This window comes from Methylobacterium sp. C25, from assembly GCF_021352225.1.
Taxonomy (GTDB): domain Bacteria; phylum Pseudomonadota; class Alphaproteobacteria; order Rhizobiales; family Beijerinckiaceae; genus Methylobacterium.
Window position 1 is genome coordinate 182,741 of sequence record NZ_JAAUVI010000005.1, and the last position, 12,629, is coordinate 195,369.

A 12,629-nucleotide genomic window follows, 5' to 3' on the forward strand; every position below is an offset into this window, starting at 1 on the left:
TCAGAAGAGGCCAATCCAATGCTTCTTTCGCGGCTGGGAAGCCGTCTTCGCTATTCATGGATCGAATTGGAGAATGTTTATGTCGCAGAACTTCGACACCGTTCGCGAACTGAGCGCGGCCGAGCTGGATGAGGTTGGCGGTGGCCAGTCTGAGCTATCGGTGAGCATCGGCGGCCTGAACGAGCTGATCGATACGGTTCATTCGATCCCCGCTGGCGCGGTGACCAATGTCCGCGGCCTCGTCGAGGACCTCGCCGGCGGACTGCTCGGCTCGCTCGGCGGCCTCACGGGCAAGTAAGCCGCCCAACCCTGTGCGAGGTGGCCGGCAGCTGAAATCGTGGCTGCTGGCCGCTCGCCTGTGGCGGCGCCACATTCCGCCATCTTTTTGCCAAGGTTCGGCCGCGCGCGGTTTCGGTAGCGCCCAATTCTTTTGGCGTGGTCGCAACTTGACGGCTCAGCCGAGATCGATCGGATTTTGTCAAAAATTATACGACCTTGGAGATCGGCCTCACGAGGGCGTGATCGCCTGTCGTGTGTCTTGAAGTGCCAGATTGCCCCAACCGCAACCTTTTGCCGCGGCATCCTGCCGCATATAGCCAAAAAAGACCAGCAATACCAATTAATTGGTGGGGCGGCTCGGCACTAGGCTCGGCCGTAATGTCGCACACCGCTTTCACCCCGATGCTGCACTGCAGCGATCCCAAAAAGCTCAACGTTCTTGGGCGGATGCTCCTCTGCCGCGGGTATCGCAATCGGTCTTTCAAAGATCAGAGTCCAAGCGCATGCCATAAACGTGGCAGAAACCTGGGTTGATCCCCAGTCCAATGAATGGTCACGTTATGGGGCGATGCGTATCCAACGCTTCGTGATGAGGTTTTAAGCCGGGTCATCTTTTGGGATGAGCTTGGATATAGCCTGTCATTTCAGGAGAATATTTATGTCGCAGAACATCGAGACCATCCGCGAGCTTAATGCGTCGGAACTCGATGAGGTCGGGGGCGGCCTCAGCGTCGGTGTTGGGGCCACGGTCGATCTCAGCCAGGAACTCGGTGCCGTGTCCGGTACGGTCGATCAGGTCGGTGGACTTGTGAGCGGCCTGCTCGGCACCGTGCTCGGTGCGGTCGGCGGCGTCGTCGGTGGTGTGACCGGCAGCGTCGGCCTCGGCGGCAAGTAAGCCTCTCCGACAGGTCGACGGCGGCAGCGAGGGTCCCCCTAACCTCGCTGCCGCCGTTGCTTTGTGCAGAGCCGCCCTCACGGGCGGCGCACGTGTTTTAGGCTTCGACCCTCATCGCCGGCGCTATGTTTCTCAGGATCCCTGAGCGACCGACGCCTGGGCCGGAACTCGCCATCGATGGGTGCAGCGCGACGCCTCAGGCGGCGATCGAAGCGACCGGCTCGGCGGCGCGCACGTCGGCATCGACGTGATCCTCGAAGCGCTTGAAATTCTCGCGGAACATCTCGACCAGCCGGGTCGCGGTCTCTGCAAAGGCCGCCTTGTTCTGCCAGGTCTTCACCGGGGAGAGCACGTGCGGTTCAACGCCCGGCACGAATTCCGGCACCGCGAGGCCGAAATACGGGTCACGCCGGAACTCGGCTTTGGAGAGCGAGCCGTCGAGGGCCGCCGAGAGCAGGCGCCTCGTGACACGGATGGGCATGCGACGGCCGGTGCCGACGGCGCCACCGGTCCAGCCGGTATTCACCAGCCAGCAATCGACGTGATGCTTGGCGATCAGCTCGCGCAGCAGGTTGCCATAGACGCTCGGATGGCGCGGCATGAAGGGGGCGCCGAAGCAGGTCGAAAACGTCGCCTCGGGACCGGTCAGGCCGCGCTCGGTGCCGGCCACCTTCGCGGTGTACCCCGAGAGAAAGTGGTACATCGCCTCGGCGCCGGTCAGCTTGGCGATCGGCGGCATCACGCCGAAAGCGTCGCAGGTCAGCATGACGATGTTCTTCGGATGCGCGGCTCGACCGGTGGAACTGGCATTGGCGATGAAGTCGAGCGGATAGGCGCAGCGTGTGTTTTCGGTCCGCGAGGCGTCATCGAAATCCGGGATGCGCGAGAGCGGATCGATGACGACGTTCTCCATCACCGTACCGAAGCGTTCGGTGGTGGCATAGATCTCGGGCTCAGCGTTGCGCGAGAGGCGGATCGTCTTGGCGTAGCAGCCGCCTTCGAAGTTGAAGATGCCTTCGCCCGACCAGCCGTGCTCGTCGTCGCCAATGAGTTGGCGTGAGGAATCGTTCGACAGCGTGGTCTTGCCGGTGCCGGAGAGGCCGAAGAACAAGGCCGAGTCGCCGGCCTCGTCGAGCGCCGCGTTGGCCGAGCAATGCATCGGCATCACGCCCTTACCGGGCAGGATGTAGTTGAGATAGGTGAAGACCGACTTCTTCATCTCGCCGGCGTAAGCCGAGCCGCCGATCAGCACGATCTTCTTGGTGAAGTCGATGGCGATCACGGTCTTGGAGCGGCAGCCGTGCCGAGCCGGGTCGGCCTGGAAGCTCGGCAGGTCGATGATCGTCATGTCCGGCACGTAGGAGGCGATGGCCTCGCGGTCGGGCCGGATCAGCAGGTTGCGGATGAAGAGCGAGTGCCAGGCGAGTTCGCCGAAGACGCGCGCTTTCACGCGATGGGCCGGATCGGCGCCGCCGTAGAGATCCTGCGCAAAGAGCTCCTTGCCTTCGGCATGTTTCAGGAAGTCCTGATAGAGCGTCTCGAACTGGTCGGGCGTGATTGAACCGTTATTCTCCCACCAGACCTGATCCTCAGTGGAGGCGTCGCGGACGACGTATTTGTCTTTCGGCGAGCGGCCGGTATGGGCGCCGGTATTGGCGACAATGGCGCCGCCGCGGGCCAGCTCCGCCTCGCCACGGCAAAGCGATTCCTCGTAAAGACGAGGAGCCTCGAGATTCCAGTAGACGGCCTTCAGATTCCGCAGGCCGATGGCCTCCGCGCCATGGGCTTCGTTGAAGTCGCCGATGTTGTTCACGTCACTCTCTCCTCGAAGCCCTGATCGCGACCGCTGCCACGGTCTGGCTGCTGACTTTGTCGAGGGACGTCCGCGCGGTCGTTCAGGTCCGCCGCGCGCAGGTTCACCGTCCCGTGATGTGCTTGGCTTGGGTCGCGGACGATTTGACGTCAACTGAACTTTTGGTCGACCACAAATTTTTTTTGTCTGGTCACAGCCTGCGGTGGTCGCGGGGACGGTGCGCCTCGCTGTTTCGTGGATGAATGGTCCGTCTGGAACGATGGAAGCGAGCGTCTCGAACGTGCCGCTTTGCGGGAGAGCCGCCGCATCGTATGCCGCCGGTTGCGCCTCCCTCCATCCCGTCCCCAGACGCAGCCTCGCATGCCTCAATCCGTCGCCGGCCCGGAGATCGAGCGCCTGATCCAGCTCCTTGCGCGCATGCCGGGACTTGGCCCGCGCTCGGCGCGGCGGGCGGCTTTACAGCTCATCAAGAAGCGCGACACATTGCTCGGCCCACTCGCGGAAGCGATGCGGATCGCGGCGGAGCGCATCGTCGTCTGCTCGTCCTGCGGCAACGTCGATACGTCGGAGCCCTGCACGATCTGCCGTGATCAGAGCCGTGATGCATCGACGCTCGTGGTCGTGGAGGACGTCTCGGACCTTTGGGCTCTCGAGCGCTCTGGCGCGGTGAGCGCGCGCTATCACGTCCTTGGCGGCGTTCTCTCGGCGCTGGACGGCGTAAGGCCGGAGCACCTGAACATCGAGCGACTGGTCGAGCGGGCGAGCGACCCGGCTGTGAAGGAAATCATCCTCGCCCTCAATGCCACGGTCGACGGCCAGACGACGGCGCATTACGTCACCGAGTCCCTGCGCCATCTCGGACTGACCATCACCCGACTCGCCCACGGCGTCCCGGTGGGCGGCGAGCTGGACTATCTCGACGAGGGCACGCTCTCGGCGGCGATCCGGAGTCGCTCTGCGTTCTGAGGCAAGTCGAGAGGACGGCTGACCTCAGGCACCTCGCAGCCGGTGGTGCAGCAGCGCCCGGGCTGTTTCGACACCCGCCTCCCCTCGTCGAGGACACCACGGTCCAACAGCGTCTCGACCAGCTCGACCTTCTCCATCACCGGATAGTTGCGCCAGATCTCGCGCTTCATCGCTTCCGGTGAGCCGCCGCCATGGAGCGAGATCACCGAGTACCAGCCGGCTTGATGCGATACGGTGAGGTCCTCGATCAGCCGCGACACCTCGAGCCGTTGTTCAGCCGAGATGTCGGGCCGGCCCATCAGTACCTCTGACAACGAAGCCTGCGTCTCCGGGTTGTGGTCCTCGTCCGGGCCTGGCAGCGCCACGATCAGGCCGCCCGAGACGTGATGGGCCAGCTTGTGCATGTCGTAGATCTTGGTCGCCAGCAGCAGCTTGCCGATGTTCGAGAACACGGCGTCCGGCATCACCGAGCCAGCCGAATCCTTCACGCAATAGACCGACGAGGCGACGCCGCAGGCGAAAAAGCCCTCGGTTATTGTGATGAGCTCGACCATCGCGTCGCGGATATGGCCGTGCCGGTCCGGATCGAGTCCGTTCGCTTCGATCATCAGCGCGCCCGCCCCGATGAGCAGATCGCCGAAGCCGGCTCGAGCGCCGATGCAGGAATGGCGGTGATGGGTGGCGTAGCTGGTCGTCAGGAACCCGCCCTCCTCCGTCTCGCCCGCGAGGAAAATGCGGTCGTGCGGAACGAAAACGTCGTCGAAGATCACGACACCCGTCGACTGACCGTACTTGCCCGAGAATTTTGCTGCCGCCTCGCCGGGGCGCCCCGCCGGGCGCGCCACGATGGTGATACCGGGCGCATCGATCGGCACGGCACAGCAGACAGCGAAATCGGCATCCTCCCGCGTATGCGTGCGGCAGGGCATCACCAGAAATTCGTGCATGTAAGGGGCGCCGGTGACGATCGCCTTGGTGCCGCGGATGACGATGCCGTCCGGTCGTCGCTCCTTGATGTGCACGTAGACGTCGCGATTGGCCTGCTGGCCCGGTCGCTTCGAGCGGTCGCCCTTCGCGTCGGTCATGGCGACGCCGAGGGTCAGATCCCTATCCTGGACGTCGTGAAGATAGGCGAGGAAGCGCTGGTGATAGTCGGTGCCGCGCGCCTCGTCGGTCCGTTTCGTTGCCTGGAAAAGCCCGTTGAGGGCATCGTGCGAGAGGTAGCGCTGTGCGCAGCCAGCCACCTTGCAAACCAGCCGAACCGCTTCGAGCTTGTGGAGCAGGTCGGTCGACGTCTCGTCGATGTGGAGCATCCGGTTGACGGTCTTGCCCGACGTGCCCTGCCGCGCGGTCATGACCGCGGCATGCTCGGGCCGGTGAGCGAAGTCGTAGGTGACGCCGACGCCGTTGATGCCGGGGACGAGCAACGGCTCGTCGGCGACACTTTCGACAATCATGCCGTTGACGAATACGCGGGGCCGGTAGGTGCGCAGCGACTCCCGGTAAGCGGTAGCGTCCATCAGCATGGCATCATCCTGCAAATCGTTTGATGAATTGAACGGTGTTAGAATTTCTGTCAAGCGTTCCAGGGTGAGTTCGGAGAACGTTGGAAATGGCGGTTCGTCGCGCGGCGCGGCAGCAGGCGGTGAGTGATCACAAGCGGGGGCTGATCCTCGATGCGGCTCGCGCGGTCTTCTCAGAGGAAGGGCTCGAAGGGGCGAGCTTGCGCGCCATTGCGACACGGGCCGGCTACACGCCGGCCGCCCTGTATTTCCATTTTGACTCCAAGGAGGCGATCTACGCGGACGTCCTGCGGACCTCGCTCCGCGCACTCGGCCGCCACGTCTCGGAGGCGGTCTCGGAGGCGCAAGACGCGCAGGCGAAGCTGCGTGCTGCAGCGATGGCGTTCTTCTGGTTCTACGCCGAAAACCCGCGCGACCTCGACCTCGGCTTCTATCTGTTTCGGGGTGGCATGAAGCCGAAGGGCCTGGGCCGCGAGCGGGACGAAGCCTTGAACGACGACCTCGCGATCGCTTTGCGTCCGATCTCCGAAGCTGCCCGGGTACTCGGCGCCTCCCCGATGGCAGCCGAGTTGCTGATGGTGGACACGTTCGCGCATGCCACGGGGCTGCTGCTCCTGCTGCATACGGGGCGGATTCGCATGTTCGGCGCCTCGGCCGCGGAGCGCATGGAGGCCTATCTCGATGGCCGGATCGGCGCATTGATGCAGGACGCAAAGCCATGCTGACCTTGGATCGTGAGCGCTCGACGCTGCTCGTCATAGATTTCCAGGCGCGCCTGATGCCGCATATCGAAGATGGCGAGGCCGCGATCGCCAATGCCCGGCGTCTGCTCGACGCGGCCGCGCTTATGGACGTGCCGATCCTGTTCACCGAACAGAACCGCGCCGGTCTCGGGGCAACCGTGCCGGAACTCGACGCGACGGGAGCGACCGCACACAAGATGACGTTCGACGCCGTGCGCTCGTCCGGCTTCCTCGACAGGCTGCCGGGGGATCGCGCCGTCGTTGTGGCCGGATGCGAGGCACATGTCTGCGTGCTGCAGACCGTGCTCGGCCTGCTCGAAGCGGGTCGGCAGGTCTACGTCGTGCGTGATGCCCTCGGAGCGCGGCGTGCGGAGAGCAAGGAGGCCGCTTTGCGCCGCATGGAGCGGCATGGCGCCGAGATCGTCACGACGGAGATGGTCGCCTTCGAATGGCTTGCCACCTGCAAGCACCCGCAGTTTCGCGAGATCGTCGCGTTGATCAAGTGAGCGAGCCGCCCGAGCCGCCGTAGGTTTTTGTTTTCGCCCCTGGATTTGACCGTCCGCAGGGCGGACCGTATGCGAAAGGCTTGTTCCGCGCGCCCCTTCCGGCGCCGCCATCGAGCCCGCTTCAACCCATGACGATCCGCCCTCTGGTCATCCTTCCCGATCCCGTCCTGCGCCAGAAATCGGAGCCGGTGGCGACGATCACCGACGAGATCCGCGTGCTCGCGCGGGACATGATCGAAACCATGTACGACGCGCCCGGTGTCGGCCTGGCCGCGATCCAGATCGGCGTGGCCAAGCGCGTCGTCACGATCGACACCAACAAGGAAGAAGAAGCGCGCGACCCGACCGTGTTCATCAACCCCGAGATCGTCTGGGCGTCGGAGGAACTGCGCGTCTACGACGAGGGCTGCCTGTCGATTCCCGAGTTCTACGGCGAGGTCGAGCGGCCGGACCGGGTCAAGGTGCGCTACATGAACCTCGATGGCGAGACGGTCGAAAAGGAGGCCGATGGCCTGCTTGCGACCTGCCTGCAGCACGAGATCGATCACCTCAACGGCGTGCTGTTCATCGATCACCTGTCGAAGCTGAAGCGCGACCGGGTCATTAAGAAGTTCGCCAAGGCCGCCAAGCGCGACGCCGCCTGAAGCGGGGCCACAAAGCCATGCGCGTCGTTTTCATGGGTACGCCGGACTTCGCCGTGCCGACGCTGGCGCGCATCCTTGCCGATGGGCACGAGGTCCCTGCGGTCTATACTCGGGCACCTGCCAAGGCAGGCCGCGGCATGAGCTTGAGGCCATCGCCGGTCCATGCGCTGGCCGAGAGCGAGGGGCTCACGGTGCATACGCCCGCCAGCCTTCGCACGGACGAGGCAGCGCAGGACTTCGCCGCCCACGGGGCCGACGTTGCGGTGGTCGTTGCCTACGGGCTGCTGCTGCCGCAGTTGATCCTCGACGCACCGCGCTACGGCTGCCTCAACCTGCACGGCTCTTTGCTGCCGCGATGGCGCGGCGCCGCGCCGATCCAGCGGGCGGTCATGGCGGGTGATGCCGAGAGCGGCGTCGGCGTGATGCGGATGGAGAAGGGGCTCGATACTGGGCCGGTCTCCCTGGAAGGTCGTCTGCCGATCACCGAGGGCATGACGGCCGGCGAGCTGCACGATGCGCTGATGCCGCTCGGCGCCGAGCTGATGAGCCGTGCCCTCGCGGCGCTGGCGGCCAGCGATCTCGCGTTCACGCCGCAGCCCGAGGAGGGCGTGGTCTACGCCCACAAGATCACCAACGAGGAAGCGCGCATCGACTGGAGCCGGCCGGCGCAGGAGATCGCCAACCACGTCAACGGCTTGTCGCCGTTTCCGGGAGCGTTCTTCGAGGCCGATCTCGGCAAGGGGCCGGAGCGCGTAAAGGTTCTTCGCGCACGTGCAGTGGGCGGATCGGGAGAGCCCGGCACGCTGCTGGACGAGGCTTGCACCGTCGCCTGCGGCGAGGGTGCGGTGCGCTTGCTGGAGCTGCGCCGCGCTGGCAAAGGCGGCACGGCGACGGGCGAAGATTTCCTGCGCGGCGCGAGGTTCGGCGCCGGCGCCCGTCTCGTCTGATGCCCCGCTACAAACTGATCGTCGAGTATGACGGGGCTCCGTTCTGCGGCTGGCAGCGGCAGGCCGAAGACCTGACGGTTCAAGAGGTTATCGAGACGGCCGTCCACCGCTTCTCAGGAGAGACGGTGCGGCTTACCTGCGCCGGGCGTACGGATGCGGGCGTTCATGCGATCCATCAGGTCGCCCATCTCGACCTCGCGAAAGAATGGCGCACGGACACGGTGCGCGACGCCATCAATGCCCATGTCCGCCCGCATCCGGTCGCCATCGTCAACGCCGAGATCGTCAGCCCCGACTTCGATGCGCGCCACCGGGCCATCCGCCGGCACTATCGTTACCGGATCTTCAACCGGCGCTCTCCTCCGGCGATCGTGCGGGCACAAGTCTGGCACGTGCCCTGGCCGCTCGATGCGGGCCTGATGCAGGAGGCCGGGCGCCGGCTGCTTGGTCGCCACGACTTCTCGGCGTTCCGCGCTGCCGAGTGCCAGGCGGCAAGCCCGATCCGGACGCTCGAACAGATGGGGATCGAGACCCGCACCATGGGCCTTCACGAAGAGATCGTGGTGGCGACCTCGGCGCGCTCGTTCCTTCACCATCAGGTTCGCTTCATGGTCGGCACCCTGATGCTCGCCGGGTGCGGACGCATCAGCGCCAATGACGTTGCCGACATCCTCGCCTCCGGCGACCGCAGTCGCTGCGGGCCGATGGCCCCGGCCCAGGGGCTGACCTTCGTCGGCGTCGACTACGAGCCGCCCTTCGGAAAATAGGCGTCGAGCACGCGGGCATAGATCGCCGTCAGCCGTTCCAGGTCGGCGACGGCCACGCATTCATCGACCTGATGCATGGTCTCGCCGACGAGGCCGAATTCGATCACCGGGCAGGCATCCTTGATGAAGCGGGCATCCGAGGTGCCCCCCGTCGTCGAGAGTTTTGGGGTCAGGCCGGTCTCGGCCGCGATGGCCCCGGAGACCAAGTCGACGAACGCGTCGGGCTGGGTGAGGAAGGCCGGCGAATTAGAAGGCTGAAGATCGAGGCTGAAGCTCACGACGTTGCCGGCTGCAACCTCCAGGCGGCGCTGGATTTCGGCGCCGAGGCTCTCTGCGCTCCAGCCCTCGTTGAAGCGGATGTTGAACACCGCCTTGGCGCTCGCCGGGATCACGTTGGTGGCCGGATTGCCGACGTCGACCGTCGTGAATTCCAGGTTCGACGCGTCGAAATGCGCGGTGCCGCCATCGAGCGGCTCGTCGATCAGGGCCGAGCACAGCCGCACCAGGCCGGGAATCGGATTCTCGGCCCGGTGCGGATAGGCGACATGGCCCTGGCGGCCGTGGACGGTAATCACGCCGGTGAGCGAGCCGCGCCGGCCGATCTTGATCATTTCGCCGAGGCGGCTCGGGTTGGTCGGCTCGCCGAGCAGGCAATGATCGAAACGCTCGCCTCGCTCCCGCGCCCAAGCGAGCAGCTTCACCGTGCCGTTGATCGCCGGCCCCTCCTCGTCGCCGGTGATCAGGAAGGCAATCGAGCCTGCAAAATCCGACCGCTCGCGCAGGAAGGCGAGGGTCGCGGCCAGTTTGCAGGCGATCCCGCCCTTCATGTCGACGGCGCCGCGTCCGTAGAGCACGCCATCCTTGATCTCGCCGGAAAAAGGCCCGTGGCTCCAGGCGGAGGGCTCTCCCGTCGGGACGACGTCGGTATGGCCGGCAAACAGCAGACACGGGCTGCCCGTGCCGATCCGTGCGTAGAGGTTTTCGATGTCCGGAGTGCCGGCTTCCGAAAACACCGGCCGCTCGACTTTGAAGCCGATCCCACCGAGCAATTCGTCGAGGAACGACAGCGCCCCGCCCTCCTCCGGCGAGACGGAGGCGCAGCGGATCAGCGCCTGGGCGAGCGAGACCGGAGATGTTGGATCGAGGCTCATGCCGGCACCTGTGCCGCGCCGCATTCCGTTGCTTGCGCGTTAAAAAAGCTCGGAAAACACAATTGCATAGCTGCCGATACGCTCAGCTGCGGACAACCTGCAAGAGCCGTTGTGATCGGGGCTTGCGCGGGCAATGATAACCTCACCGAGATCGTGTCTTCGCGAGGTTGCGTCTTCATGCGAACGATACCCATGTCTCCGTCCCTGTCTGGGCCGCCCGCGGCCGAGCCGGCGTCTGAGCGTCGTGGCCTCGCGCGCAAAACGGTGCTCATCCCCGCGATCGCAGTGTGCCCCGATGGAATCGAATATCGCTGCGTCCTGCGCGACATGTCGACGACCGGCGCCAGAATTGCGATCCCGGGCCGCAACCGCCTGCCGCCGCGCTTCAAGCTGGTGACGGGCAGCCGGACGGATGGGTTTCCGATGCGCCTCGCCTGGCAGCGCGGCGACCTCGCCGGGCTGATCCTCGAACGGGACGAGGCCGACGCCACCAAGCAGTCAGGCTGAGCCCGCATCGCTGGCCTGACGATTGGGTATCGGATGCGGCTATCGCACGGCACGTTGGCTGACTATGTGCCGATCATGGCTTTGTCTTCCGACGAAATCGAACGCTATGCCCGCCACCTCGTCCTGCGCGACATCGGCGGTCCGGGTCAGGCGCGGCTAAAGGCAGCTCGCGTGCTCGTCGTCGGTGCCGGAGGGCTCGGTGCACCGCTGATCCAGTATCTTGCCGCGGCCGGTATCGGCACGATTGGCATCGCCGACGACGACGTGGTGTCGTTGTCGAACCTGCAGCGCCAAGTGATCCACCGAACGCCGGATATCGGCCGGCCGAAGGTGGACAGTGCCGCCGAGGCGGTATCGCTGATCAATCCGCATGTGCGGGTTGTGGCCCATGCCACCCGCCTGACCGATGAGACGGCGGCGGCGCTCGCCGCCGAATACGACGTCGTCGCCGATGGCTCGGACAACTTCGCCACCCGCTATGCCGTGTCGGATGCCTGCTTCCGTGCTGAGCGCCCCCTGGTGACGGCGGCGCTCGGTCAATTCGATGGCTCGCTCACCACCCTGCGTCCGCATGAGGCCGGACCGGATGGTCGCCCCAATCCGACCTATCGCTGCCTCTTCCCGAACCCACCGCCGAACGGCGCCGTTCCAACCTGCGCCGAGGCCGGGGTGCTCGGCGCATTGGCCGGCGTCATGGGCTCGTTGATGGCGATGGAGGTGATCCGCGCGATCGTGCCCTTCGGTGAGTCGCTCGTCGGGCGCCTGCTGATGGTCGATGCCCGCTCGATGCGCTTCGAGACGCTGAGCTACGGCTGGGATCCGGCCAACCCGCTGAGCGGCGAGACGGTACAGGGGTTGGTCGGGCGTTCGTGCTGAGAATGGCGAAAAGGGTTCCGCGCTTCGCCCTCGTGTGAGACATCCGCTTCAACCGCGACGTACGGGAGTATTTTCAAGCGGATAGTGCGGGCCGGCATGCCCATCTCAACTCCCTTTCCGCAAAGCATCCTGTGTCGGGTGAAGGGAGCGGGCCGCGCCAAACCCTCGGCCGCTCAGACGTACATCGCGATGGCCGATTGCAGCATCTCGTTCGTGGCGCTCATGACCTTCGTGTTGGCCGTGTAGGCCTGTTGCGTCTCGATCATCTTCGAGAACTGGTCCGCGGTGTCGGAATTGGACTGCTCGACCGATCCGCTTGAGATCATTGCGCCATCGAGACCGAACGTCGGCGCGCCGGATTGCGACGTCGCCACGTAGGCACTCCCGTCGAGTGTCGCGAGCCCGTCCTGAGATCCGAACTGGGCGACGGTGAGCGAGCCGAGGGACTGTGTGCTTCCGTCGGCATAGTTTGCCGTAAGACCACCGGACGAGGAAACGGACAGGGACGACAGCGCGCTGGCACTGCTCACGTCGACCTCCACGGGTGCGGTCGCCGAAGGCCCTGCAAACAGGTAGTAGCCGGCGCCGTTGACGAGATAGCCGTTTGAATCGGGCGAGAAGTCACCGCGCCGCGTGTAGGCCGTATCCGATGAAAAGCTTGGTGCTTCCGGCGTGCCGGTACCCTGTTTGACGATAAAATAGCCATTCCCGGTGATGGCAAGATTGGTGGGGACGCCAGACAGGGCGACTATGCCCTGGATGCCCAAGGTTGAGCTCTTGCCGATCGACACGCCACCAGGAGCATCAGTAGTCTGTTGAGTTTCTGCGAGCATGTCGGCGAAGCTCGTGTTGATGCTTTTGAAGCCGACAGTCGACGTGTTGGCGATGTTTCCAGAAATGTTGTTCAGCGCGTAAGACTGTGCCGAAACGCCGGTGATCGAGGTAGACAAAGCATCGAAAAGACTCATCGAAGGCTCCTCGTACGGAATTCGTGACGTCCCCCGCATTCGTC

14 protein-coding genes are annotated in these 12,629 nt (G+C 64.9%); 10 read left to right on the plus strand and 4 right to left on the minus strand.

The window, feature by feature from the left end; translation table 11 throughout:
• Positions 1 to 79 precede the first annotated feature (79 nt).
• Together HCU64_RS15450 and HCU64_RS15455 are read left to right on the plus strand one after the other, a co-directional pair.
• Complete coding sequence (locus HCU64_RS15450; RefSeq protein ID WP_233384953.1) at positions 80 to 298, plus strand: hypothetical protein; 219 nt, start codon at positions 80 to 82, stop codon at positions 296 to 298.
• A 639-nt stretch (positions 299 to 937) separates the two neighbouring features.
• A complete protein-coding gene (locus HCU64_RS15455; RefSeq protein ID WP_233384954.1) occupies positions 938 to 1,174 on the plus strand; it encodes a hypothetical protein in 237 nt (78 codons plus the stop codon).
• 196 nt (positions 1,175 to 1,370) lie between these two features.
• Here HCU64_RS15455 and HCU64_RS15460 read toward each other — a convergent pair whose 3' ends face one another.
• Positions 1,371 to 2,987 (minus strand): phosphoenolpyruvate carboxykinase, encoded by a 1,617-nt coding sequence (locus HCU64_RS15460; RefSeq protein WP_233384955.1) that lies wholly within the window; start codon positions 2,985 to 2,987, stop codon positions 1,371 to 1,373.
• Between the two features lie 360 nt (positions 2,988 to 3,347).
• Between HCU64_RS15460 and recR the strand changes: the two genes are divergently transcribed.
• Positions 3,348 to 3,953 (plus strand): recombination mediator RecR, encoded by a 606-nt coding sequence (gene recR, locus HCU64_RS15465; protein WP_233384956.1) that lies wholly within the window; start codon positions 3,348 to 3,350, stop codon positions 3,951 to 3,953.
• On the opposite strand, the gene HCU64_RS15470 is transcribed toward recR, so the two are convergent.
• Positions 3,899 to 5,473: a 4-hydroxyphenylacetate 3-hydroxylase family protein gene (locus tag HCU64_RS15470; RefSeq protein ID WP_233384957.1), complete on the minus strand. Its 1,575-nt coding sequence runs from the start codon at positions 5,471 to 5,473 to the stop codon at positions 3,899 to 3,901. The two genes, recR and HCU64_RS15470, sit on opposite strands and share 55 nt — an antisense overlap.
• Positions 5,474 to 5,565: 92 nt before the next feature.
• On the opposite strand from HCU64_RS15470, the gene HCU64_RS15475 reads away from it, so the two are divergent.
• The 5 genes from HCU64_RS15475 to truA all read left to right on the plus strand — a co-directional run bounded on the left by HCU64_RS15475 (position 5,566) and on the right by truA (position 9,083).
• Complete coding sequence (locus HCU64_RS15475) at positions 5,566 to 6,201, plus strand: TetR/AcrR family transcriptional regulator (RefSeq protein ID WP_233384958.1); 636 nt, start codon at positions 5,566 to 5,568, stop codon at positions 6,199 to 6,201.
• Positions 6,195 to 6,725, plus strand: coding sequence for an isochorismatase family protein (locus tag HCU64_RS15480; protein ID WP_233384959.1), 531 nt, complete (start codon positions 6,195 to 6,197; stop codon positions 6,723 to 6,725). Before HCU64_RS15475 ends, HCU64_RS15480 begins: the two co-directional genes overlap by 7 nt.
• A gap of 128 nt (positions 6,726 to 6,853) precedes the next feature.
• Entirely contained in the window at positions 6,854 to 7,369 is a 516-nt protein-coding gene (locus HCU64_RS15485; protein WP_233384960.1) for a peptide deformylase, read from the plus strand.
• Positions 7,370 to 7,386: 17 nt separating this feature from the next.
• Positions 7,387 to 8,316 (plus strand): methionyl-tRNA formyltransferase, encoded by a 930-nt coding sequence (fmt, locus tag HCU64_RS15490; protein WP_233384961.1) that lies wholly within the window; start codon positions 7,387 to 7,389, stop codon positions 8,314 to 8,316.
• Positions 8,316 to 9,083, plus strand: coding sequence for a tRNA pseudouridine(38-40) synthase TruA (truA, locus tag HCU64_RS15495; RefSeq protein WP_233384963.1), 768 nt, complete (start codon positions 8,316 to 8,318; stop codon positions 9,081 to 9,083). Before fmt ends, truA begins: the two co-directional genes overlap by 1 nt.
• Here truA and dapE read toward each other — a convergent pair.
• Positions 9,059 to 10,234 carry a succinyl-diaminopimelate desuccinylase gene (gene dapE / locus HCU64_RS15500; RefSeq protein ID WP_233384964.1) on the minus strand — a complete coding sequence of 392 codons (1,176 nt, stop codon included), beginning with the start codon at positions 10,232 to 10,234 and terminating at the stop codon, positions 9,059 to 9,061. The genes truA and dapE overlap by 25 nt on opposite strands.
• A 192-nt stretch (positions 10,235 to 10,426) precedes the next feature.
• On the opposite strand from dapE, the gene HCU64_RS15505 reads away from it, so the two are divergent.
• Positions 10,427 to 10,741 (plus strand): hypothetical protein, encoded by a 315-nt coding sequence (locus tag HCU64_RS15505; RefSeq protein ID WP_233384965.1) that lies wholly within the window; start codon positions 10,427 to 10,429, stop codon positions 10,739 to 10,741.
• 75 nt (positions 10,742 to 10,816) lie between these two features.
• Complete coding sequence (locus HCU64_RS15510; RefSeq protein WP_233385077.1) at positions 10,817 to 11,617, plus strand: HesA/MoeB/ThiF family protein; 801 nt, start codon at positions 10,817 to 10,819, stop codon at positions 11,615 to 11,617.
• Positions 11,618 to 11,790: 173 nt separating this feature from the next.
• Here the strand turns inward: HCU64_RS15510 and HCU64_RS15515 are convergent, their stop codons facing one another.
• Positions 11,791 to 12,585, minus strand: a complete 795-nt coding sequence (locus HCU64_RS15515) for a flagellar hook basal-body protein (RefSeq protein WP_233384966.1) — start codon at positions 12,583 to 12,585, stop codon at positions 11,791 to 11,793.
• Positions 12,586 to 12,629: the final 44 nt, after the last annotated feature.